Annotated in this window: 21 protein-coding genes; 8 read left to right on the top strand and 13 right to left on the bottom strand. The window is 47.9% G+C overall.

The features are described 5' to 3' along the window. Nucleotides 1–280: 280 nt before the first annotated feature. Complete coding sequence (gene motY / locus L2713_RS14160; protein ID WP_248968319.1) at nucleotides 281–1153, bottom strand: flagellar protein MotY; 873 nt, start codon at nucleotides 1151–1153, stop codon at nucleotides 281–283. A gap of 142 nt (nucleotides 1154–1295) precedes the next feature. Here motY and rnt point away from each other — a divergent pair, with 142 nt between their 5' ends. Then, nucleotides 1296–1964: a ribonuclease T gene (rnt, locus tag L2713_RS14155; RefSeq protein WP_248968318.1), complete on the top strand. Its 669-nt coding sequence runs from the start codon at nucleotides 1296–1298 to the stop codon at nucleotides 1962–1964. An 83-nt stretch (nucleotides 1965–2047) separates the two neighbouring features. On the opposite strand, the gene L2713_RS14150 is transcribed toward rnt, so the two are convergent. Continuing rightward, nucleotides 2048–2653 carry a peroxiredoxin gene (locus tag L2713_RS14150; RefSeq protein WP_011623136.1) on the bottom strand — a complete coding sequence of 202 codons (606 nt, stop codon included), beginning with the start codon at nucleotides 2651–2653 and terminating at the stop codon, nucleotides 2048–2050. Between the two features lie 370 nt (nucleotides 2654–3023). On the opposite strand from L2713_RS14150, the gene L2713_RS14145 reads away from it, so the two are divergent. After that, nucleotides 3024–4343: a Na+/H+ antiporter family protein gene (locus L2713_RS14145; RefSeq protein ID WP_248968317.1), complete on the top strand. Its 1320-nt coding sequence runs from the start codon at nucleotides 3024–3026 to the stop codon at nucleotides 4341–4343. Nucleotides 4344–4416: 73 nt separating this feature from the next. Here the strand turns inward: L2713_RS14145 and L2713_RS14140 are convergent, their stop codons facing one another. Together L2713_RS14140 and upp are read right to left on the bottom strand one after the other, a co-directional pair. Next, nucleotides 4417–5082, bottom strand: coding sequence for an RDD family protein (locus tag L2713_RS14140; RefSeq protein ID WP_248968316.1), 666 nt, complete (start codon nucleotides 5080–5082; stop codon nucleotides 4417–4419). 217 nt (nucleotides 5083–5299) lie between these two features. Then, nucleotides 5300–5926 carry a uracil phosphoribosyltransferase gene (gene upp / locus L2713_RS14135; RefSeq protein WP_011072698.1) on the bottom strand — a complete coding sequence of 209 codons (627 nt, stop codon included), beginning with the start codon at nucleotides 5924–5926 and terminating at the stop codon, nucleotides 5300–5302. Between the two features lie 327 nt (nucleotides 5927–6253). On the opposite strand from upp, the gene purM reads away from it, so the two are divergent. The 5 genes from purM (at nucleotide 6254) to asnB (ending at nucleotide 12826) form a co-directional block, all read left to right on the top strand. Next, nucleotides 6254–7291 (top strand): phosphoribosylformylglycinamidine cyclo-ligase, encoded by a 1038-nt coding sequence (purM, locus tag L2713_RS14130; RefSeq protein WP_011623139.1) that lies wholly within the window; start codon nucleotides 6254–6256, stop codon nucleotides 7289–7291. After that, nucleotides 7291–7935, top strand: a complete 645-nt coding sequence (gene purN, locus L2713_RS14125; protein WP_011623140.1) for a phosphoribosylglycinamide formyltransferase — start codon at nucleotides 7291–7293, stop codon at nucleotides 7933–7935. Before purM ends, purN begins: the two co-directional genes overlap by 1 nt. A 140-nt stretch (nucleotides 7936–8075) precedes the next feature. Then, nucleotides 8076–8822, top strand: coding sequence for an HAD-IIA family hydrolase (locus L2713_RS14120; RefSeq protein ID WP_011626525.1), 747 nt, complete (start codon nucleotides 8076–8078; stop codon nucleotides 8820–8822). Between the two features lie 197 nt (nucleotides 8823–9019). After that, nucleotides 9020–10693, top strand: coding sequence for a M28 family metallopeptidase (locus L2713_RS14115; RefSeq protein WP_248968315.1), 1674 nt, complete (start codon nucleotides 9020–9022; stop codon nucleotides 10691–10693). A gap of 468 nt (nucleotides 10694–11161) precedes the next feature. Continuing rightward, nucleotides 11162–12826, top strand: coding sequence for an asparagine synthase B (asnB, locus tag L2713_RS14110; protein WP_248968314.1), 1665 nt, complete (start codon nucleotides 11162–11164; stop codon nucleotides 12824–12826). Between the two features lie 155 nt (nucleotides 12827–12981). Here the strand turns inward: asnB and L2713_RS14105 are convergent, their stop codons facing one another. From L2713_RS14105 to L2713_RS14095, 3 genes are all read right to left on the bottom strand, one after another. Further along, a complete protein-coding gene (locus tag L2713_RS14105; protein ID WP_248968313.1) occupies nucleotides 12982–13989 on the bottom strand; it encodes a patatin-like phospholipase family protein in 1008 nt (335 codons plus the stop codon). Nucleotides 13990–14350: 361 nt separating this feature from the next. Then, nucleotides 14351–16579, bottom strand: coding sequence for a TonB-dependent siderophore receptor (locus tag L2713_RS14100; protein ID WP_248968312.1), 2229 nt, complete (start codon nucleotides 16577–16579; stop codon nucleotides 14351–14353). A 260-nt stretch (nucleotides 16580–16839) separates the two neighbouring features. Beyond that, entirely contained in the window at nucleotides 16840–18630 is a 1791-nt protein-coding gene (locus L2713_RS14095; protein ID WP_248968311.1) for an acyl-CoA dehydrogenase C-terminal domain-containing protein, read from the bottom strand. A 227-nt stretch (nucleotides 18631–18857) separates the two neighbouring features. Here L2713_RS14095 and L2713_RS14090 point away from each other — a divergent pair, with 227 nt between their 5' ends. Then, on the top strand, nucleotides 18858–19706 hold the full coding sequence (locus L2713_RS14090) for a D-hexose-6-phosphate mutarotase (protein ID WP_248968310.1): 849 nt from the start codon (nucleotides 18858–18860) through the stop codon (nucleotides 19704–19706). 93 nt (nucleotides 19707–19799) lie between these two features. On the opposite strand, the gene L2713_RS14085 is transcribed toward L2713_RS14090, so the two are convergent. The 6 genes from L2713_RS14085 to fabG all read right to left on the bottom strand — a co-directional run bounded on the left by L2713_RS14085 (nucleotide 19800) and on the right by fabG (nucleotide 24750). Beyond that, nucleotides 19800–20675, bottom strand: a complete 876-nt coding sequence (locus tag L2713_RS14085) for an NAD(P)-dependent oxidoreductase (RefSeq protein ID WP_248968309.1) — start codon at nucleotides 20673–20675, stop codon at nucleotides 19800–19802. 343 nt (nucleotides 20676–21018) lie between these two features. Beyond that, complete coding sequence (locus tag L2713_RS14080; protein ID WP_011623149.1) at nucleotides 21019–21498, bottom strand: acyl-CoA thioesterase; 480 nt, start codon at nucleotides 21496–21498, stop codon at nucleotides 21019–21021. 116 nt (nucleotides 21499–21614) lie between these two features. After that, the gene (locus L2713_RS14075; RefSeq protein ID WP_248968308.1) at nucleotides 21615–21983 is read right to left on the bottom strand and encodes a hypothetical protein; all 369 of its coding nucleotides are present in this window, start codon (nucleotides 21981–21983) and stop codon (nucleotides 21615–21617) included. 177 nt (nucleotides 21984–22160) lie between these two features. Beyond that, nucleotides 22161–23399: a beta-ketoacyl-ACP synthase II gene (fabF, locus tag L2713_RS14070; RefSeq protein ID WP_248968307.1), complete on the bottom strand. Its 1239-nt coding sequence runs from the start codon at nucleotides 23397–23399 to the stop codon at nucleotides 22161–22163. Between the two features lie 207 nt (nucleotides 23400–23606). Next, nucleotides 23607–23840, bottom strand: a complete 234-nt coding sequence (gene acpP, locus L2713_RS14065) for an acyl carrier protein (RefSeq protein ID WP_006081231.1) — start codon at nucleotides 23838–23840, stop codon at nucleotides 23607–23609. 163 nt (nucleotides 23841–24003) lie between these two features. After that, nucleotides 24004–24750, bottom strand: coding sequence for a 3-oxoacyl-ACP reductase FabG (gene fabG, locus L2713_RS14060; protein WP_011623152.1), 747 nt, complete (start codon nucleotides 24748–24750; stop codon nucleotides 24004–24006). Nucleotides 24751–24752 lie beyond the last annotated feature (2 nt).

Here is a 24752-nt window from a genome sequence, read left to right as displayed (position 1 = left end):
ATACTGCGTTTAAGGCTTTCGACAGAGCGCCACTATGCCTTCAAGCCTTCGCCTTGTCTAAAGCCCGTTTAACTCCCGCTGAATGAACAGATATTTAATACGATTGGTATAGCTTGAATGATTGAGATTGGAATAACACGCATGCATTCGCGAGATGCACGCTTCAGACATGACAATACCAAGTCCGAAGACTTGGTATTGTTGTTTGTGGCTTATTTCATCGAGCCCTAACGCTATCCTGTAAGCGATAAGCTATGGGCATTAACTTAGAGACAATAACTCACATTAGCGGCTTACTGATCCGAATAACCACGCGGCGATTGAGTGCTCGCTCCTCAATATCGTCATTCGACGCCACATGACGGCGCTCACCATGGCCGACGGTGACAATCCTATCCAGTGGGATCCCACTGGCGACAAAGAAATCTTTTACCGATTCAGCTCGCTTGTCCGAGACTTTTTGGTTAACGGAGCGGCCACCGTAACTGTCGGTATAGGCATCGACTAACACCAACTCCACATCCGGATCGTAGGACAAATATTCCTGGATACGCGAAAGTTGCTGCTGCGAAAACCGCGTTAAGTCGGTTCCACCTTCTTCGTAATTAAGTACGGTAAAGGCAATATCTTCGAAGCTATAGGGCAATAAATGTGATAGGCATGACTTAAACTCAGCATATTTACGGCCAAAGTTCGCCGCCGACAGCCCTACAGCAATTTTATTGGACTGGTTATACCAATCGGCATAATAAAACGTTGGTTCCATGCCACGGCTCAACTCACTCAACATCGACCAAGCGGCACGTTTTGGCACTTCACCATTAAAGTACTTTTGGTAACGTAATGAAGTGATTTCTTTCGACACCACGCCAGGACGCCATTGGGGAGCACGGCTCATCAAGGTCGCCTGTGTGACTTGGTCCGGTTTCACCCACATGTCCAAGGTAAAGTTAAGATTTAACTGTTTACCCGCTTCGCTGGTGAAAATCGCCTTACCGTAGGACGGAATATCATGCTCAAGACGGCACACGATGGGGCTGTTTTGACTGACTCGCCATTGGGATTCACCCAAAGAGGCCACATAGTGGCGCAACTCTGCCATTGCAGTTGCTGGAACGCATAAAATTGATACTAATATCAGTTTTCGCCACATAGCCCTTACTCGTGTTTATTCGGTTACGAAGTTTTATCGGCAAACTTTTTAGTTCCTTTAGCTCATAAAACCACCAATCAAACATGACACATCCTAGTTCATTTAGCATAATAGCGCCCTATCATTTTTCTTGGGTACTTTAATGAGCGATATTAGCGACGCAAACAAATTGAAACACCGATTTCGAGGCTACTTTCCGGTAGTGATAGATGTCGAAACCGCGGGCTTCAACTCTCAAACCGATGCGTTGCTGGAAATAGCCGTCACGCTGCTAAAAATGGATGATGAAGGCTTGCTCGGCATTGATAAAACCCTGCATTTCAATATTGAGCCCTTTGAAGGCGCCAACTTAGAACCCGAGGCACTGGCCTTTAATGGTATTGATCCCACCAATCCATTGCGCGGCGCAGTAAGCGAAAAAGAAGCCTTTTTAGAGATTTTTAAAGCAGTAAAAAAAGCGCAGAAGGCCTCCGATTGTCACCGCAGTATTATCGTGGCGCACAATGCCGCCTTCGATCATGGTTTTGTGAGTAAAGCGATTGAGCGCTGTGACTTAAAACGCTCACCCTTCCACCCTTTTGCTACCTTTGATACTGCAACACTCGCAGGTCTAGCTATCGGCCATACCGTGCTGGCCAAAGCCTGCATCATGGCGGGGATCCCCTTCGATAATAAGGAAGCTCATTCAGCACTTTACGATACCGAGCGTACCGCGGAGCTGTTTTGCTATATAGTCAACCGCTGGAAGCACTTAGGCGGTTGGCCACTCTTAACCGCTGGTGAGTCAGAGGATACAGATGGTGAGGAATAAGCGTTAATGCTTATAACCGCTGTCACACGCCCAATAAAAAAGCTGCCCTGAGGCAGCTTTTTTATTACAAGAAAATCAGCAAATTACAGAGAGCTTGCGTTTTCTGCTAAGTAAGCCGCAACACCTTCAGTGCTTGCGTTCATACCTTTGTCGCCTTTTTCCCAACCTGCTGGGCAAACATCACCGTGCTCTTCGTGGAATTGCAGAGCGTCGATCATACGCAGCATTTCGTCAACGTTACGGCCTAATGGCAGATCATTAACTACTTGGTGACGTACCATACCTTCTTTGTCGATCAGGAATGAACCACGGAAAGCCACACCAGCTTCTGGGTGCTCAACATCGTATGCTTTACAGATGTCGTGTTTAACGTCAGCAACTAAAGTGTATTTCACTTGGCCAATACCACCTTTTTCTACTGGGGTGTTGCGCCATGCGTTGTGAGTGAATTGAGAATCGATAGACACACCGATCACTTCAACACCACGCTTAGTGAACTCTTCCATGCGGTGATCGAAAGCGATCAACTCTGATGGACAAACGAAAGTGAAGTCAAGTGGATAGAAAAATACAACCGCTGGCTTACCTTTGATGGCCGCAGTTAAGTTAAAGCTATCTACGATTTCGCCAGAACCTAATACAGCTGCAGCAGTAAAATCAGGAGCCGGACGGCCTACTAATACGCTCATTTTATATCTCCATCTATGAGTTGAACTAACTATTAAAGTAAAACATCCCTTAAACACGCTAGCACCGATTTGCGCGAGTGTATTTGAGGGAGCTTACCAATCAAATCTTTAGGCATTATAAGTCGTGCGTTTTGCCTTACAACCTATTTAAGACCAATATCACATTTTTCAAGGGCATTTTGACACTACTGCTTAAGGATAGAGCAATCTGGACGCGTGGTAAGCGTACGAGAACACATTCGTCTAACAGTAAAAACCCACCCAATTCACATTTTCAGATATTTTTCAGATTAAGCCGCCGTAAACTGGACAGACACGGCCTTTGCAGTCAAAAATAGTCCCTTTGGTTTACAGAATTAAGATATTGTCTATGAATGCAGTCGTTATTGCTGTGTGTTTAATGTTAGCCCTCAGTTTGGCGAGGGTGAACGTGGTTATTGCCCTCACCATCAGTGCCCTCGTTGCCGGTTTAGTAGGGGGAATGGATCTGCATCAAACGATTGATGCCTTCAATACGGGATTAGGTGGCGGTGCACAAATCGCCCTCAGCTACGCCTTACTCGGTGCGTTTGCCGTAGCACTATCCCATTCAGGCTTAACGACACTGATCTCCAACTCCATCATTAAAAGCCTTGGCAAAGACCCCAATGCCACCAACACCAACTGGGTGCGCTGGTTATTGTTGTTATCCCTGCTCCTGATGTCGATGGCATCGCAAAATATCCTGCCGATCCATATCGCCTTTATTCCGATACTCGTGCCGCCGCTGCTGCATGTGATGACTAAGCTGAATATCGACCGCCGTCTGGTCGCCTGCGTGCTGACCTTTGGCCTTGTGACCACCTACATGATTTTACCCGTGGGCTTTGGCGGGATTTTCTTGAATGATATTTTGCTCTCTAATCTGACGGGCAATGGATTGGTCGCCGTACGCGATCAAATTCCCCCCGCCATGCTGATCCCCGCTGCTGGGATGGTGGTCGGCTTGCTGATCGCGGTATTTTTCAGCTATCGCAAACCTAGGGTTTACGATGAAGCTAAGGTCCTGACCGCAGAGTCTGAAGAGACCCTCAATAAACGCAATATCGCTATCGCCGCATTTGCGATTCTGGCGACCCTGTTTGTGCAACTAGAAACCGATTCGATGATCTTCGGCGCCTTAGTCGGCTTTATGATCTTCAGTTTTTCAGGCGCGCTAAAGCACGTTGCCGATCAAGATATTTTCACTCAAGGCGTGCGCATGATGGCCAATATAGGCTTTATCATGATCTCCGCCGCAGGCTTTGCTGCGGTAGTCAAAGAAACCGGCGAAGTCGGCACGCTTGTCTCGTCATTAAGTTCATTGATTGGCGACAATAAAGCCCTCGCCGCCTTTTTGATGTTACTGGTCGGCCTTTTGATCACTATGGGCATTGGCTCGTCTTTCTCGACCATTCCGATTATCGCGACGATTTACGTCCCCTTAGCCTTAAGCTTCGGTTTTTCGGTGCCTGCGACTATCGCACTCGTGGGTACCGCTGCGGCATTGGGCGATGCGGGCTCACCTGCGTCTGACTCAACATTAGGCCCCACATCGGGTTTAAATGCCGATGGTCAGCACGACCATATTCGCGACAGCGTGATCCCAACCTTTATTCATTACAATATTCCCCTGCTGGTCTTTGGATGGATTGCCGCCATGGTGCTCTAGGGCCTAGACTCATAGGCGCTAAAATAAAAAAGCGTGGATAATTCCACGCTTTTTTATTTGCTAGGCACACAAGTCAGCTACGAATAACGACCGTCCCGGCTAAATAGTCATGAATGGCTCTGTTTTTCTCATCAAATAACATGGTAATGATTTCGAGCAGATGCCAGATAAGAAAAGAAATACTTAAACCTATGATGGTATAAAGCTTCCAACTCGACAAATCCTCTGTAGTCTCAAGCGGGAAAAATACACTGAAAAACACAAGTAAAATTAACATGATGATGGGAACACTATCCCTTAATAGCGCTTGATTAAGACTAATGGATCCTTCAGTTTTATAGTCAACTACCTTGATATCAAAGATCATTTTCCCAAATGTTTGACCATAAAGGGTGTGGAGCAGCACGGAATACAATGCAAATTTCCAAGTATCGAAATAATTTAATGCGACTTGGAATACGGGCGCTACGTGCGTAATCGCAGATACAATAATCACAGAACAAATACTGATGATTACGCTATCGATTATAGAGGACCAAAATCGAAGACCAAACGTAGCGTACTTTTCTGATTCCGCTTGTTTATCCATGATCGATTTAATCTCAGGATCCTGAAGTTTTAGCGAGATAAGTGCATCAACTACTGCCGCTCTATCAGGATATTTGTCCCGATTGATATTTCTTTGGACATCAATCAGTTCATCCAAGGTGTAATTATCATAATTTGGAACAAAATCCATTAAATGCATTCTCCGTGCACATTCGTCTTAGCCTCAACCAAAAACAATGATTAATGCTAGGCATATCATTAAACGCAGAAAAATAGCACTGCCACCGCTCCAACTCAACAATTCATTAACACGCAGAAATATCACAACTCAAGAGTCATTAGGAAAAAGCGCATTAAAAAAGGGAGCTAATGCTCCCTTTTTTAATGGTAAAAACTAAATCAACAAATTATTTGGTACCAAAAATCTTATCACCCGCATCGCCTAAACCAGGCAGAATGTAGCCCTTCTCGTTTAAGCATCTGTCGATAGCCGCAGTATACAGCTCTACATCAGGGTGAGCCGCTTCAAGGGCTTTAATCCCTTCAGGCGCAGCGACTAACACTAGGGCTTTAATCGACGTACAACCGCGTTTTTTCAGCAGGTCGATAGTCGCAATCATAGAGCCGCCGGTTGCCAGCATAGGGTCAACGATCAGCGCGATACGCTCGTTCATGTCGCTGGCCAGCTTCTCAAAATATGGCACAGGCTCTAAGGTTTCTTCGTCGCGGTAAATACCCACAACCGAAATACGCGCACTTGGAATATGCTCAAGTACGCCATCCATCATGCCTAAACCTGCACGCAGGATAGGCACAACAGTCACTTTCTTGCCCTTGATCTGATCCACATCCACTGGACCATTCCAGCCTTCAATCGTAACAGTTTCGGTTTCGAAATCTGCGGTAGCTTCATAGGTTAACAAGCTGCCCACTTCGGCGGCTAGCTCACGGAAACGTTTAGTGCTAATGTCACCTTCACGCATCAGGCCGATTTTGTGACGCACTAACGGGTGTTTAACCTCGACAACTTTCATTTTTCTCTCCTACTGTTGTTCGCGAAATATCTTAGGCAAATTTTTCAGATTTTAGATGATTTGTTTATTGGGTAAAACATAAAGTTTTGCCATTCGAGCTAATCGTGAGCAATATCCCAAGAATTATTGCCTATCGCTTAAGATACACCCATTAAGACGCTATTTTATGACCAATTGCAGGATAGAAAATGTGAAATATCACTCTGTGAAGCTAAAAATACTCCCGACAAGTCGATAAATCCAAATCATGGCTTTCGACCCCTAGCACAAGCTGGTAGAATACCGCCGCATAAAAATCCAATAACGATGTACCCGAGAGGATCCTCCGTGAGCACTCCTACCCCACTGAGCTATAAAGACGCTGGCGTTGATATTGATGCTGGTAATGCACTGGTAAGTAACATTAAAGCGGCTGTTAAACGTACCCGTCGTCCAGAGGTAATGGGCAACTTAGGTGGTTTTGGCGCATTGTGTGAATTACCCACTAAATACAAGCAACCTGTTTTAGTGTCAGGCACCGACGGTGTTGGTACTAAATTGCGTTTAGCTATCGATTACAAAAAACACGACACAGTCGGTATCGACTTAGTGGCCATGTGTGTGAACGATTTGATCGTTCAAGGCGCTGAGCCGTTGTTTTTCCTCGATTACTACGCAACAGGCAAGCTCGATGTAGAAACAGCAACCTCTGTTGTTAACGGCATCGGCGAAGGTTGTTTCCAATCTGGTTGTGCGTTAATCGGCGGCGAAACCGCTGAAATGCCAGGCATGTATGAAGGCGAAGATTACGACCTCGCAGGTTTCTGTGTGGGCGTGGTTGAAAAGGCCGACATCATTGACGGGAGTAAAGTGGCTGCGGGTGATGCGCTGATCGCCTTAGCCTCAAGCGGTCCTCATTCAAATGGCTATTCATTAGTTCGTAAAGTATTAGAAGTCAGCCAAGCGGATCCTCAACAGGACCTCAATGGCAAGCCATTGATCCAACATCTGTTAGAACCAACCAAAATTTACGTTAAATCATTGCTCAAGCTGATCGAAGCATCGGACGTGCACGCAATGGCGCACATCACTGGCGGCGGTTTCTGGGAAAACATCCCCCGCGTACTGCCTGAAAACTGCAAAGCCGTTATCCAAGGTGATTCATGGCAATGGCCTGCTGTTTTCAATTGGTTAATGGAAAACGGTAACATTGCAGAATATGAAATGTACCGCACCTTTAACTGTGGTGTCGGCATGATCGTTGCGCTGCCAGCCGATAAAGTTGATGCCGCACTGGCACTGCTCGCCGCCGAAGGCGAACAAGCTTGGCTAATCGGTGCTATCGCTGCTCGCGAAGGCAATGAAGAGCAAGTGGAGATCCTGTAATGCCCCAAAGCTGTCGTGTAGTTGTATTAATTTCCGGAAATGGCAGTAACCTGCAAGCCGTTATCGACGGTTGTGACGATAATCTGCAGGCCGAAGTTGTCGGAGTGATCAGTAATAAACCCGATGCCTACGGTTTAATTCGCGCCCATCATAGTGAAATTGATACCAGCTGCGTGATTGCTCATTCAGGTGAATCTCGCTCTGATTACGATGCACGGTTAATGGCAACGATTGAAAAGTACCAACCCGATTTAATCGTGTTGGCCGGATTTATGCGTATTCTGACCAACGATTTTGTGAATCGTTACTTAGGACGCATGATCAATATCCACCCTTCATTGCTGCCTAAATATACCGGATTAAACACCCACCAGCGCGCCATCGATGCGAAAGACACTGAACATGGCGCCAGTGTGCATTTTGTCACCCCAGAGCTGGATGCAGGTCCAGTGATTTTACAGGCAAAAGTCCCTGTTTATGAAGATGATACCGCTGAGATGCTCGCCGCTCGTGTCCATGAGCAAGAGCATGCGATTTATCCTTTAGTGGTGAAATGGTTCAGCCATCAACGCCTCAAGATGCAGGACGGCCAAGCCTATCTCGATGGCACGTTAATCGGACCTAACGGCTACGCCCCCGATTAAACACTGCCTCACGAAAAAAAAGAGACCCTAAGGGTCTCTTTTTTTTCGTCTTGTCATACAAAATCATTGTTTTCTCGCCTAATGTGGCATTAGATAAGCTAACGAAAAGTGATTTTGTTCGGCATACAAGAGACTATTAGATGAAAAATATTATCTGCGATATCGATGGTGTACTCCTGCACGACAATAAGCTGATCCCCGGCAGTGATAAATTTATCCACCGCGTTCTCGACCAAGGCAATCCCCTCGTTATTCTGACCAATTACCCGGTACAAACGGGCAAAGATCTGCAAAATCGCCTCAGCGCCGCCGGGATAGACGTACCAGAAGAATGTTTTTACACCTCTGCCATGGCCACCGCCGACTTTTTAAAGCATCAGGAAGGCAGTAAAGCATTTGTGATTGGTGAAGGCGCGCTCACCCATGAGCTCTACAAGGCAGGCTTTACCATTACTGACATCAATCCCGACTTCGTGATTGTCGGTGAAACCCGCTCCTATAACTGGGATATGATCCATAAGGCCGCCGGATTTGTCGCCCGCGGCGCCCGTTTTATTGCCACCAATCCCGACACCCACGGCCCCGCTTACAGTCCGGCCTGCGGCGCACTGTGTTCTCCGATAGAGCGGATTACTGGCAAAAAGCCCTTTTATGTGGGCAAGCCCAGCTCGTGGATTATCCGCTCGGCGCTCAACCATATCGACGGTCATTCCGAAAATACCGTGATCATTGGCGACAATATGCGCACCGATATTCTGGCGGGGTTTCAAGCGGGGCTTGAGACCATTCTGGTCACCAGCGGCGTGAGTAAGCTTGAAGATATCGATAAAGAGCCTTTCCGCCCCAATCATGTATTCGCCTGTGCCGGCGATATTGATGTAGTTTAATCCTTAAATCGCCCGATTCTCAGCACCTTAGCGTGCTGAGAACCACAACAGACTCGATACGGTAAAGCAACATTAAGTAACATTTTTCCCCCTGGCTCTCCCTTGTCCCCCATAAGCGCTTGCTTCATGATAAGGCGCGACATACCCCTTTGATATATGCGTGAAATACGCCCTAAAAACAACAGTAGGATTAACCTATGCGACGTTTGTATCCTGTCTGCGCGCTAGCCATGCTCAGCGCCTGCAGCCCTAATTCGGCCCAGCCCGATGCCAACAGCAGTGCAGCCCTGAAACCCGTGCAAATGAATGAAGCACGCTTTAGAGACGATATTAAAAACCTTTCCTCCGATGAGTTTGAAGGCCGCGCCCCCACCACCCACGGTGAAAAGCTCACCTTAGACTATCTGTCTAACGCCTTTGCCGAAATGGGACTCAAAGGCGCCTATCAAGGCAGCTTTTTACAACCTGTACCTATGGTGAGTTATACCGCCGACGAGGCGCAGCAAATCAGCTTGGCAGGATTGCCGTTAACCTTTCGCAAAGATATCGTCTTAAATAGTCGCCACGATAATGGCGGCGTCAATATCGAAAACGCACCCTTAGTGTTTGTTGGCTACGGTGTAAATGCGCCCGAATATGGCTGGAACGATTACCAAGATGTGGATATGAAAGGGAAAATTGCGGTGATCCTTGTGAATGATCCCGGTTTTGCCCGCCCTGACTCTGGTAAGTTTAACGGTAAAGCCATGACCTACTATGGTCGCTGGAGCTACAAATTTGAAGAAGCGAGCCGCCAAGGCGCGCTCGGGGCATTGATCATTCACGATACTGAGCCTGCGTCTTATCCTTGGTCCGTGGTTGAAAACAGCTGGACTGGCGCGCAACAAGATTTAGTCCTCAGCAAAGCCGAGCAAGACAGTCGCGTGCAAGTCGAAGGCTGGTTAACCTTAGATGCTGCTACACAATTATTTGAAAAAGCGGGTTTATCCCTACCAACGCTGATGGCGCGCGCCGCCGATAGTCCGATTAACTTACCCCTTGAGCAAACGGCCAACATCGCCTTTAAAAACAAAGCCGAATACGCCAACAGCTATAACGTTGTCGCCACCCTTCCCGGCACTCAGCAAGTCGATGAGCAAATCCTGTTTACGGGCCACTGGGACCACATTGGCAAAGATGACAGTAAAGAAGGCGATAAAATTTACAACGGTGCCATGGACAACGCATCGGGCATTGCGGGCATTTTAGAAATCGCCAGACAACTGGCCGATAACGCCAAACAGGGCCACGGCTTAGCTCGCTCGGTGACCTTTATCGCGACAACGGGTGAAGAGCAAGGTTTACTCGGCTCACGCTATTACGCTGCCAACCCTATCTATCCCATTGATAAAACAGTGGCAGTGCTCAACTTAGATAGCACCAATATCTATGGAAAAACCAAGGACTTCACTATCGTCGGTAAAGGTAAGTCCGAGCTTGAAAACTACTTAGTCGATGCCGCCAAACAGCAAAACCGTATTGCTTTGGGTGAAAAGAATCCTGCATCGGGTGGTTTCTTCCGCTCTGATCACTTCAGCTTTGCCAAACTTGGCGTGCCAGCGGTCTTTGCCGGTGGCGGCAGCGAACCCGTAGATGCCGCAACAGCAAGCTATAAGACTCAAATGCAAGCGACCATGAAAGGCTGCTACCACAATGTCTGCGACGAATACCATGAAGACTGGGATCTGAGCGGTGCGATTCAAGATCTCGAAGTTTACTATCAAGTGACTCGCAGCTTAGGCAACAGCCAAGATTGGCCTGGCTATTATCAAGGCACCGAGTTTAACAGCCTGCGTCCTGCCAAAACGGAACTTGCCACGGCCGCAAAGTAAGCACTTGAAAACGATTCATCGCTGAAAAATCCCATAAGGCACCTTGAGAGGTGCCTTATTATTTTATGAGCCGCCCCACTTTAGGCTCACAGTTTGACCTTGAATGTCACAACACGCGCAATGACCGCCGACAAGCTGGTTATTAAATCAGCAACATTTGCGCTTGGATCACTATCTTGCTCACATTTATGATGATTTTTCCAAAAACGGATTTTCTTGAGTCAACATTACGTATTTACCAATATCCCGCTTTGCAACCAATAAGTAAAAACGCTTTATTCACAAAAATACCAAATTATTTAAATAAACATCAATCAAAAGCAATTTAAAGACACGACAAACTCACTTAAAACACCTAAAAACGAACGAATCATCAAAAATAATATTTGGCAAAATCCCGAATCGCTGGCACATTGATACTCAATTGAGACATCCTCAAATGAAATACAGCGGTTTAGGAGTTGCATTATGTGTTCGATTTTTTCAATTTTAGATATTCAATCCGATGCGAAAGAGCTGCGCCAAGTAGCACTGGAAATGTCCAAACTGATGCGCCATCGCGGCCCAGATTGGTCAGGCATTTACGCCAGCGATAAAGCGATTTTGGCCCATGAACGCTTGGCGATTGTCGATATTGAACACGGTGCGCAGCCACTGCTTACTGAAGACGGCAGCCTTATCCTCGCGGTCAACGGTGAGATCTACAACCATAAAGAGCTCAAAGCCCAACTCGGCGATAAATACAGCTATCAAACCAATTCTGACTGCGAAGTGATCTTGGCGCTATACCAAGAATACGGCACTGAATTTCTTGATAAATTAAACGGTATTTTCGCCTTCGTACTCTACGATAAAGCCAAAGACGCCTACCTTATTGGCCGCGATCATATGGGCATCATCCCGCTCTACACAGGGCGTGATGCGGCGGGTAACTTCTACGTTGCCTCCGAAATGAAGGCGCTGATGCCCGTCTGTAAAACCGTGGCCGAATTCCAGCCAGGGCAATATCTGTACTCAACCACAGATGAGCCAGTGCAATACTACACTCGCGATTGGCAGAGCTTTGATGCGGTGAAAGATAACGGCGCCAGTCAGGAAGAATTACGTGATGCCCTCGAAGCCGCAGTTAAGCGCCAATTGATGTCCGACGTGCCCTACGGCGTGTTATTGTCTGGCGGTTTAGATTCCTCGGTGATCTCGGCGATTACCCAAACCTTTGCCAAACGCCGTATCGAAGATGACGATCAAAGTGGCGCTTGGTGGCCACAGCTACACTCCTTTGCCGTGGGTTTAAAGGGCGCACCCGATTTAGCCGCCGCTAAAAAGGTTGCCGATGCGATTGGTACCATTCACCATGAGATCAACTTTACCTTCCAAGAGGGTTTAGATGCGATTAAGGAAGTCATCTACCACTTAGAAACCTATGATGTGACCACCATTCGTGCCGCGACACCTATGTACCTGATGGCCCGTAAAATCAAGGCGATGGGGATCAAAATGGTGTTATCGGGTGAAGGTGCCGATGAACTCTTTGGCGGTTACTTGTATTTCCATAAGGCGCCAAACGCGCAGGCCTTCCACGAGGAACTCGTGCGTAAACTGGATAAACTGCATCTGTTCGATTGTCTGCGTGCCAACAAAGCCATGGCGGCGTGGGGACTCGAAGCCCGAGTACCTTTCCTCGATAAGGAATTTATGGATGTGGCAATGCGTATCAACCCTGAGGCAAAAATGTCTAAGGATGGCCGGATTGAGAAACACATTCTGCGCCAAGCCTTTGAGCATAAATTGCCAAAAGAAGTCGCCTGGCGTCAAAAGGAGCAATTCAGCGATGGCGTGGGTTACTCATGGATCGATGGTTTGAAGGCCCATGCCGCTGAGCAAGTAGACGACTTGCAACTGGCCAACGCGAAGTTCCGCTTCCCGTACAACACGCCAGAAACCAAGGAAGCCTATTTCTACCGTTGTTTCTTTGAAGAGCATTATCCCTTAGCTAGCGCGGCCGAAACTGTGCCCGGTGGCAAGTCAGTCGCCTGCTCTACTCCAGAAGCACTGGCATGGGACGAAAGCTTACGTGGCATTATCGACCCATCGGGCCGTGCCGTACGCTCAGTGCATGCCGCCAGCTATTAATCGCCAACGCATGTCATCAAGATAAAAGCCACCCTTGGGTGGCTTTTATCTTTAACTCATTTCTTTAAGAATGGGAGCTAGCTCTGCCACGCTAGGCAAACGCAAAGACGGCCAAGCAATATCGCCTTAAGTGCTCTGGGCAGTGACTCCATGACCTAGGCCGATATCGCCAGTGGTGAAACGGGCGTCACATCTTTAACCTTGGAAATTTGCCAAGAGGACGTTGCAAGATACGCCTTCCCTGCCTTTATCCCTTGCTGGTAATCAATCAGTAAATCCGCATCTGTGCTACCTAACAACTTGCTCTGTAATGGTGCCTTCGCAAAAATCTGTACAATTTCCACATCATCGGGAGGATTAGCAATAAAATCTAACTCGGCTTGATAGGCCTCTTCATGTTGCACTAAGTAATCAATGGTCTTAGGGCAAAAACCAGAAACACAGATCCACGATTTAAGCTTATGTACCCAAGCCGATTGAGCTTGAAAGTCTGCATTGACCGTCCTCACTACCACAATTTTGCGAGCACCCCGTTTATACGCCTCACGCACGGGCAGTGGCGCCGCTAAACCGCCATCGAGGTAAAAGTCTTGCTCGGGTTCGAGTGTCGCATCGCTATGATTAGCAGATTCAATCCCTAGCCAAGGCGTTAACTTCACTCCCTGTTTATATAAAAAAGGCAATGCGCTAGAGGCTTTAAGTAACTCACGCCAGTGCTCATGACTGGTTGGACTCAAGAAATACCCTTGGCGATCGCTAACTCGCGTGGTGGTGATAAGGAGTTCTCGCCCATTGAGGGATTGACTCGCCGCGGCTAAATCCAGCTTAAAGCTGCCACACTGAGTCTGCTCGAAATACCAGTCGAGATCGATAACATTAGCACCAATCAGACCGCGCCCTAGTTGATAGAAACGTTTATGGCGGGTTAGCCCCCGGATTAGTTTTTTGGCGTAACCCTTTTGTCTGGCTAAAAAGCTAGTCAAGTTTTGCGAGCCTGCAGAGGTGCCAATCAATAAGTCGAAGGGGTCAAACTCCGCCTCAAGCCAAGCATCGAGTACGCCTGCGGTAAAAATGCCACGCTGGCCGCCACCTTCTGCAATTAACGCCACTTTCGGCGCAGCAACAGATTGAGAGGCAGAAGATAAATGGCTAATCGGCGGCATAACAGACCTTATCGCAACAAAGACGCAATGGAGAATAGATAAGCTCAGTCTAAACAAAGATTGCGATAGCAAAAAACGGATAGAATCAATCGTGGTAATCGGAAATTAAAATAAGCTGCGAATGATATACATGATGCAGGCGTTATCATCTGGCGTGGGCGACTCGCCAATCACGGGATGATTAAGGGTGCTAGTGAGAGAGAATGATTAACCATGCCAGCCGCACAGGATAAAACAAATCCTTGGCAGCACATTCGCATGAGAAAACATGAGAAAGAGATGAGCGAGTTATCAAATAAATATCGAGTAAAAGATAACGAGCTAACCCGAGTTAGCTCGTTATCTACAAGGGCCTATCCCACTAGAACTTATGGCTCAGTTCAAGCGTGACATTGCGAGGCTCGCCAGGGAAATGGCCATTGCGCTCACTAAATCCACTGACAGCATATTCCTTATCGAAAATATTCTTCAGATTTACGCGCACTTGGGTTTGGTCCCACTGGGTCGTCCAGCTCATATCAAACACAGTATGGGGTTTTACCGTTTGACCATTGAGGCTAAATTGCTCGCCCACATAGTCCATCCCAAAGGCGATGGCCGAATCAATCGCTTGAATATCATAGCGCGTCCATAACCCCGCTTGATGGCGCGGCGCATTGGCAAAACGTTTACCGTCGCCGAAGGTGTTGGTCAGGCTGTCGTTGGTCACGCCTTTGATCACTTCGGTATCGTTATAGGCATAGTTGGCGGTCATGGTCAGGTTATCGGTTAAGTCCCCCACCAGCGTCCATTCGACGCCTTGACTGCGCACTTCGCCTAAATTCACTAAGTCAGGGATACCATCATCCTTGCCAGTATCGAGTGGGTTCGCCTGAGCCACGTTTTGTTTTTCAATACGATAGAGCGCAAGCGTGGTCATAAACTGGCCATCCAACCACTCGTTTTTCATCCCAAGCTCAATTTGATTACCGGTTTCTGGATCAAGATAGCCATCGCCCCCTTCCTGCTCCTGATCGCTCAATGAAGCGGGACTAAAGCTCTCTGAATAGTTCAAGTAAAAAGACATAGACTCGAGTGGACGATAATTCAGGCCCGCCCTTGGGGTAATGGCATTATCGCTAAAGGAGAATCCGGTCTTCTTGTTGTAATCTTCAAACTGACTAAAACGCAGGCCTGCAATCAATGACCACTGTTCGTTAAAATGCAGATGCTCTTGCAGATACAGGCCAAAGCGGTTGGCACGGGTACCGTCAGTATCCATGTCTTTTAACTGATAAGTGCTAGGGTCAGTCTCACCGTAGTTAAGCTCATAAATATTCAGGTTACCGACGCCGGTTTTATCCGTCGCCAGTTTGTAATGGTACTCGGTTTCAACATAGTGATAATCGCCGCCGAACAGGAACTCATGCTCAAAACCTAAGGCATCGAAGCGATAGACGAAATCATTGGTTAAACTGATTTCATCATTAGCACGGGCTTGCACCCGATATTCACGTTTGATCGTGCCATCCGCGCTGTTAGCTTTGCCGTCACCGTTGACATCGACCCAACCTCGGGACTCGTGGTACTGCTGTTCGGAGTCATTCGTGAGATAACGGAGCTGCGTTTTCACCGAAAAATCATCCGTAAATTGATGATCGAGAATCGCTTGCAGCACCAAAGCATCCATCTTTTGGAAGTCGCTCTTCTCGTTGGCATTGTAGGATGGGTCAACCAAAAAATTACCCGCATCATCCACGGGTACACCACGGAGTCGATTACCGCCCAAATCCTGTTTGATCAGATCGAATGTGGTGGTGAGCTTGGTATCTTCACTGATTTCATACAGTAAGCCACCCGCCACTTCGGCATTCATGCTATCGGCATTGTTACGAAAGCTATTTTCCTGCTGATAATAGCCCCCTAAACGATAGGCTAAATCCTCAGTTAAGCCGCCAGTGAAATCCAGCGAGCCGCCCATCATGTCGTAACTGCCCGTGCTTAGGGTGAGCTCTTTACGCTCCACAAATGTCGGCTTTTTAGTGACATAGTTGATCATGCCGCCGGGTTCACCGCCGCCATAGAGTGCCGATGCGGGGCCTTTTAGCACTTCAACCCGCTGCACGTTGAACAGTTGTGGCACCGAAAAGCCCGAATACGGATCGCCACGCACGCCATCGTAAAACACGTTGGCATCATCGCGAAAGCCACGAAAGGTCACACCGGAATAGCTAAATTCACTCACCCCAGCAATGGAGCGGTATAAGTCGGTAATATTGCGAGCGGCTTGGTCGTCAATCAGTTGCTCGGTCAGCACTTGTACCGACTGCGGCAGCTCCATCACATTAACCGCCGTTTTTGTACCGATTTCCGTCTCTTTATCGACGTACATTTGCATGGCGCGACCACGCACCACAATATGCTCGGGCGCTTTAGTGTCAGTCTGCACATTGGTTTGCGCTAAAGCTTGAGTGCTTGCTTGGGTAGCGGATTGTGCCGCTGAAGCATTTTCTTGCTCGGGTTTGCTCTCTTGAGCGTTAGGCTCTACCGCAAAACCCAAATGCGGCATCAGGGCAAGCGTTAGTATTGAATAGGCAAAACGAGATTTCACAAAGTCCCCCAACCTCGAGTAGACCAGTGGTCTACTCCTGTCATCTTAAGTTGGCGTCATTATAAAGTTTGAATCATAGATGACAATAATTCTCATTTAAATTTACATCGGCGGGGTTTTGTAACAATTGTAAAGATGGGCGAGTCACTCAAATGCAAGAGCGCAATTCTTATCTAGGCCAACGCCAGCATCAAAAAGCCAGCATCACTCTGCTGGCTTTTTACTGTTTTTATTAGCTATAACGCTTTGAATGTAAAGACTTAAAAAATAGCGTCATCGAGCGTTGTTAACATCTCACTCGCCTGCTCCAACTGTTTACGCAGGCTGCGGCTTTGCACGGCCCAATACGCCATATAAAAGTCCGCCGTTTTCAGTTTAGCCTGGTAAAAGTCGGTCTCTTGCGTGCCATTTTCGAGCGCAGTCAGGGCAATCTTAGCCATACGCGCCCACATCCACGCGAGGGCGGTAATGCCAAATAACTCCAAATACGCCATCGATGCCGCGCCGATAATGTCGGGATTGCTCGCCGCATGGGTCGCTAAATAACCACTCGCCTTTTGTAAATCGGTGGCGCAATCCATTAGCCCGCTCACATAGGGCTGCATTTGCGGATCTTTGCCCTGTGATTGAATAAACTCAGTCACTAGCGCTGACCATTGCTGCATGGCAGCGCCGCGATCGCTCAGCAGCTTACGCCCAACTAAATCGAGCGCCTGAATGCCATTCGTGCCTTCATAAATCAAAGCGATGCGGCTATCACGCACAAACTGCTCCATTCCCCACTCGTGGATATAGCCATGACCGCCAAACACTTGCTGGGCATCCACACAGGCATTAAAGCCACGATTAGTGATAAAGCCTTTCACCACTGGGGTAAATAAGGCCGCTAACTGGGCAGCCACTTTCGCCTTGGCAGGATCGCTATGGCGCTCAGCCTCATCGAGCCACAGAGCCTGCTGGCCAACGAGTGCACGGGCACCTTCGTTAAAGGCTTTTTGCGATAACAACATTCGGCGCACATCACCGTGAACCAAAATCGGATCGGCGGCTTTTTCGGGCGCCTTAGCCCCACTAATGGCGCGGCTCTGCAATCTGTCCTTGGCATAGGCTAAGGCATTTTGATAGGCGATTTCGGACACGCCTAACCCCTGCATCCCAACACCTAAGCGTGCTTGGTTCATCATGGTAAACATAGCGCGCAGCCCTTGGTGGGGTTCGCCGACTAACTCACCGAGTGCCCCCTCAAATACCATCACGCAGGTTGAGTTGCCGTGGATCCCCATTTTGTGCTCAAGACCGCTAGCATAGAGGCTGTTCGCCTCACCTAAACTGCCATCACTATTCACTAACACTTTGGGCACGGCAAACAGTGAAATCCCCTTCACACCTTCGGGCGCGTCGGGTAAGCGGGCGAGTACCAGATGCACTATGTTATCGGTAAATTGATGGTCGCCCGAGGAAATAAAAATTTTCTCCCCAGTGATGGCAAAGTAGCCGTCCGCCGCGGGAACGGCCTTAGTGCGCAATAGCGCTAAATCGGTTCCGGCATGGGATTCGGTGAGGTTCATGGTGCCAGTCCATTCACCACTCACTAATTTGGCTAAATATTTCTGTTTAAGTGCCTCACTGCCGTGGGCATGAATGGCCGAATAGGCGCCATGGGTAAGGCCGGGATACATGGCAAAGGCCATGTTGGTCGAGGTTTGCATCTCGGTCGCAAAAATCCCGACCACTTCGGGCAGTCCTTGACCACCATAGGCGGGATCGCAAGTCAGTGTCGGCCAGCCATTGTCGACAAACTGCTGATAGGCGTCGGCAAAACCTTCTGGGGTAACCACTTTGCCATCCACGAGTTTGCAGCCCTGCACATCCCCCACGCTATTTAACGGCAACATCACCTCAGTACTAAAATCCGCCATACCTTGCAGGATGGCATCGACCAGATCAGGGTCGATTTCATCGAAGCCTTTAAGAGCATCTTGCTGATAAATATGCAACATTTCATCGAGGATAAATTGATAGTCACGCAGTGGTGCTTGATAGACTGGCATAATCGCTTCCCTTTCTTGTTTTATGGCAATGGACTAAGTGCTCTGACCACTTTAGCTAAATCTGTTGAAAAAGGAAGCATCTGAGACTCTGTGCAGTGACTTTTGTTTACACAATCGAACAGCGAAACCGTAAATTGATCGCAACAAAGGCTTATGCTCAAGTGCAAAAGTTTGTAAGCTAAGTGTCTGTATTGCTGATACGTCATCAGGTTGAGGATATTGTTACTATGGGTTCTGTTACCACCAAAAAACACGCAAACGGACTCGATTATGTCGAAGTAAACACTGCGTTATGCCAAGCAAGGATTTTTTTACAGGGCGCGCAAATCGACCATTTTCAACCCGTAGGTAAGCCGCCCTTGTTATGGGTGTCTTCGGCGGATGACTATCAACCCGGTAATGGGATCCGTGGCGGTGTACCCGTCTGCTGGCCTTGGTTTGGCATGAGCAATCAAGCTAATTTTCCACAACATGGGTTTGCCCGCACCCGTATTTGGACACTCGAGTCGGTTGAGATGCGGAATCAACTGGTGGATTTGCGTTTCAGTTTAACGATCAGCGAAGAAGACAAGGTCTTTTGGCCGCACCATACCCAAGTCAACGTACTCTTTACCTTAGGTGAAACCCTAAGTATCAGCTTAGTTAACACTAACCTTGGCGATGTGCCCGTAACGCTTACCCAAGCACTACACAGCTATTTTCCGATTGAAGATATTCACCAGCTTAAAGCCACTGGTTTTAGTGGCGCTCAATATATTGAGTTTGCCGAAGGGCCTTATCCGCAAACGACAGATGATGTGCTATTTGACCGCGAAACCGACCGCGTTTATACCAAGCTAGGTCCAGTTCAACACTTACATACGCCCCAAGGCGTGATTGAAGTGAGCCGCGAAAATAGCCACTCGGCCGTGCTGTGGAACCCTTGGATTGAAAAATCGACTCGCCTTGCCCGCTTTAATGACGATGATTATCTGACCATGGTGTGTCTTGAAGCCGCCAATGTGCTTGAAGATAAATTAACGCTGGCTCCCGGCGAGAGTCACAGTTTAGTCACCCATATTCGCTGGGTAGACTAATCGGTCTTTATCCCCCATCAATGCAAAAGCCCAGTGCATGACTGGGCTTTTTGATGCCATCAAATTTATGATGGTCATCTATTAGGCAACAACCTACTTAGTGTTTTTCTCAAAACGCGCTAACAAGCTTGAGGTGTCCCAACGATTACCGCCCATGGCTTGAACTTCAGAATAAAACTGATCCACAAGCGCGGTTAAGGGTAAGTGCGAACCATTGCGGCGAGCTTCTTCTAGGGCAATGCCCAAATCCTTACGCATCCAATCGACGGCAAAACCAAAATCATAGCTTTGGCCCCACATGGTTTTGTAGCGATTTTCCATCTGCCAGCTTTGCGCCGCGCCTTTACTGATCACCTCAACCACTTTTTCACCGTCAAGACCAGCCTTACGGGCAAATTGCAGTGCTTCGGCAAGGCCTTGAACCACACCTGCGATACAAATTTGGTTGACCATCTTAGTGAGCTGGCCTGCACCAACCTCACCTAAACGCTCTGCGCAGCGCGCAAACGCTTCGATAAGGGGCTTAACACGCTCGAATACGGCTTGATCGCCACCGACCATCACGGTCAGTACGCCATTTTCGGCGCCAGCTTGGCCACCCGATACTGGCGCATCGAGAAAATCGACGCCTTTTTCGGCCAGCACTTTATGTAATTCACGGGCCACATCGGCAGATGCCGTCGTATGGTCAACTAATACTGTGCCTGGCGCCATACCATGGATCACGCCATCATTGCCTAATACCACTTCACGCAAGTCGTTATCGTTGCCTACGCAGGTAAAAACAATATCTTGGCCAATAGCCGCTTCTTTAGGCGTTGGGCAGCAACGACCACCGTAGTTCTCGACCCAGGTTTGTGCCTTGGCAAAAGTGCGGTTATACACAGTAACCTCATGGCCCTTGTTGAGTAAGTGTCTTGCCATGGGGTAACCCATTACGCCTAAACCAATAAATGCGACTTTTGCCATGAGGAATTCCTTTGATTGATAAACAAGGTGAAACGTTTTACACCACACATTTGTACTGCGTTCATTAACATCGCCCAATTGACAACACTGAGTTGATAACAATGGACTAACGACACGCAGAACGCGCGCTTATGTTACTCCGAGAAAGACCCGACCTAAACTAAAAAAATGCGAGCAAGTGTTTCAACTTAAAGGGTCAATCCGTAGCAAAAAACGCTGGCGCGCAGTGTAGCACTCGCTTAGGCAAGCGTCAGAGTAAAAATGCCCTCGGCAGCAAACGCAGTGTTCGACAGAAACAACAAAGGCGCACACTGGCGCCTTTGCTTTTTATCACGAGCCAAAATCACTTTTGCACGTGGGCTTCCATTTCGGCGCCAATTTTCTTGCGCATTTCCATTAAGCGCAGCGCAGAATCACGCAGATGAATATCATGCTCAGTCTGTGGCACCCATTCAGGCACGGGTGTCGGTTGTCCGTTTTCATCCACGGCAACCATGATAACGATACAATGAGTCGTGAGATGGCGCTCAGAGACCTTAGGATCCCCTGCCCGCACATCAATACCGATATGCATCGAGGTCTTGCCGGTATAAATCACCTTAGCGCTGACTTCGACAATATTGCCCACGAGGATCGGTTGAACAAAGCGGATCCCCCCCGCATAGGCGGTAATGCAATATTTACCACTCCAACCCGCAGCGCAGGCATAGGCCGCAAGGTCAATCCATTTCATCACAGCGCCACCGTGAACCTTACCACCAAAATTCACATCCGCAGGCTCAGACAAAAATCTCAGGGTAATTTGTCTATCGATACCAGCCATATAACCTCAACTTATTCAGCCTCTGTGGCTCAATGATTTTGCAATAAGTTGAGTTTACGATAGAAATGGTCAATAGCGTAAAGATAATTGCGATTGTCTTGGCGAAGATAACCGATTTAGCCAAAGTAGCTTATCAGCCCACAGGAGAGTAATAATCCCGGCAACGCTAAGCGATACAACCACAGCTGTAATTGGCGGCTAACAAAGCGAGTCCCTTTACCAAAGGTATAAAGCCCTAGTCCAAATAGAAACAGCCCAATCACTTCAAATCCAGACGATAAATGGTTGTTACCACCGACGCTGATGGCAGTCACCAATAAGGCGAACCACACCAGCACATATGCTGCAATCGCAAAGGTGAAGGTCTTCATGCCGATATCCATATTAGGATGCCAAGCTTTAGATTCACCACGAATTAATTCGGTTAAATTAGCAGTTACCGCCCCAACGATAGGCACAAGCGGGATCACCAGAGGGTTTAGCATGACAAGCTTCCTTTTAGACGGAGTATGCCTGTCATTATCGGCGCCAAGTAAGATTAAACAAGTAGGATGAACAAAGGTTAACCCTTAGGATATCAGCATGTTAGAAAGTGATATTCGGCACAATTCGAGCATAAAAAATGCGCCCATAGGCGCATTTTTTATCGAGCTTATCGCTATTTAGACTTTCTTAAACAGCAATGAACCGTTAGTGCCACCGAAACCGAAGGAGTTACACAGGGCGTAATCTAACTTCACATCGCGGGCAGTGTGTGCCACGAAGTCTAAATCACAACCTTCGTCTGGATTATCGAGGTTGATGGTCGGCGGTACGGCTTGATCGCGCAGCGCAAGCAAAGTGAAAATCGCTTCAACCGCACCCGCAGCGCCCAGCAAGTGACCCGTCATAGACTTAGTCGAACTAACTAGCAGATTATAAGCGTGGTCGCCAAATACAGATTTCACCGCTGCCGCTTCGGCTTTATCGCCCGCAGGTGTTGAAGTACCGTGCGCATTGATATAACCAATTTTTTCAAATGGCAGCTTGGCATCATTCACCGCATTAACCATAGCCGCCGCAGCGCCCGCACCATCGCTTGGAGGCGATGTCATGTGGAACGCATCACCGCTCATACCAAAGCCAACGAGTTCGCCATAAATGGTCGCACCGCGCGCTTTAGCATGTTCGTATTCTTCCATCACCATCACACCCGCGCCATCACCGATGACGAAACCATCACGGTCTTTGTCCCACGGACGGCTAGCCGCCGTTGGGTCATCATTACGGGTTGATAGGGCTTTGGCCGCGCCAAAACCACCAACGCCTAATGGACAAGTCACATCTTCAGCGCCACCGGCAACCATCACGTCAGCATCGCCATAGGCGATAGTGCGCGCCGCAAAACCGATGTTGTGCACACCAGTAGTACAAGCGGTCGTGACGGCAAAGTTAGGACCTGTCATACCGTACATAATCGATAAATGGCCGGCAATCATGTTGATAATGGTGCTTGGCACGAAGAAAGGCGAAATTTTACGAGGGCCACCGCTTAATAGCGCGCTGTGGTTTTGTTCAATCAGCCACATACCGCCCATGCCCGCACCGATAGCGGTACCGACGCGGCCTGGGTTTTCTTTGCTCATATCCAGACCCGAGTCTTGGATAGCTTGGATGCCAGCAGCCATACCATATTGAATAAAGAGGTCCATTTTACGGGCGTCTTTTTTAGTTAAGTACTGCTCAACATCAAAATCTTTTACAGAACCACTGAAACGAGTGGTGAATTCGCTGGCATCAAATTTGGTTATAGGTGCAATACCACTCTTACCCGAAAGCAGCGCCTTCCAAGTAGTATCGACAGTATTACCCACGGGAGTTACTAACCCTAAACCGGTTACCACTACACGACGTTTAGACACGGCAGTCACCTTTTAATGCTAAATAGATAAGGTTATGACAGATAATGGTGTTTCTATCATAAAGAGTCTTCGCCAATCTGCGGCGAGCATCTCATGGACAAATGCAGCACAGGTTCCAGAGACGATTGAATGGCACTATTGCAGAATGAGGCGGGGCTAAAACAAAAACAGGCGGCATATTTGCCGCCTGTTCTCTAGAATTCAGAATTACTGATTCTTAGAAACGTAATCGATCGCTGCTTGAACAGTAGTGATCTTTTCAGCTTCTTCATCAGGGATCTCGGTATCAAACTCTTCTTCCAGAGCCATAACCAACTCAACAGTGTCCAGAGAATCTGCACCCAGATCGTCAACGAAAGATGCCGCTGGTTTAACGTCTTCTTCTTTAACGCCCAGTTGCTCTACAATGATTTTCTTTACACGTTCTTCGATGTTGCTCATTAGTTTTCTTTCCTATTCAAATTACGCACTTGCGTAAGATTGCGAGTAGTTTATTAGATTTGGCTGACAATGCAAGCTTAGTTTTCGTGGTCTAACCACGAAATTTAGCGACCAATTGATACAGATCACTACTCAGTTGCGACAGTATCCCTGCCATCCGCCCTTAAACCATGTACATTCCGCCATTCACATGCAAAGTCTCGCCTGTGATATAAGCGGCAGAATCCGACGCCAAGAAGAGTACGGCATTGGCAATTTCTTGCGCCTGCCCTAATCGTTCCATCGGAACCTGAGACATGATAGCTTTTTGCTGATCTTCGGTCAGCTCATCAGTCATATCGGTCTGGATAAATCCAGGAGCGATAGCATTAACTGTAATTTGACGAGATGCAACCTCTCTTGCAAGAGATTTTGTAAATCCGATCAAACCAGCTTTTGCTGCCGAGTAGTTAACTTGACCTGCATTGCCCATAGTGCCTACCACTGAACCTATATTGATGATCCGGCCGAAGCGCTTTTTCATCATGGTACGCATCACAGGTTTTGATAGTCTGAACAATGATGTCAGGTTGGTATCGATGATATCGTTCCATTCATCATCTTTCATTCGCATCAGCAAGTTATCACGGGTGATACCCGCGTTGTTGACTAGAATATCAACATCACCCGCTTTTTCTTTGATCGAATCGAATAAATCGGTGACGGATTGACTATCGGTAACATTAAGCACTAAACCAAAACCTTTGTCACCCAGATATTCTTGAATTGCTGCGGCGCCCTTCTCACTTGTGGCAGTTCCTACCACAATCGCACCGGCTTCGACTAAGGTTTCAGCAATCGCACGGCCGATACCACGGCTCGCGCCTGTCACTAAGGCAACTTTGCCCGCTAAACTCAGATTGATACTCATAC

It is taken from the genome of Shewanella seohaensis, from assembly GCF_023283775.1.
Lineage (GTDB): Bacteria > Pseudomonadota > Gammaproteobacteria > Enterobacterales > Shewanellaceae > Shewanella > Shewanella seohaensis.
Note: the sequence above shows the minus strand (reverse complement) of the source record. Positions and strands in the feature narration are given on the sequence as shown.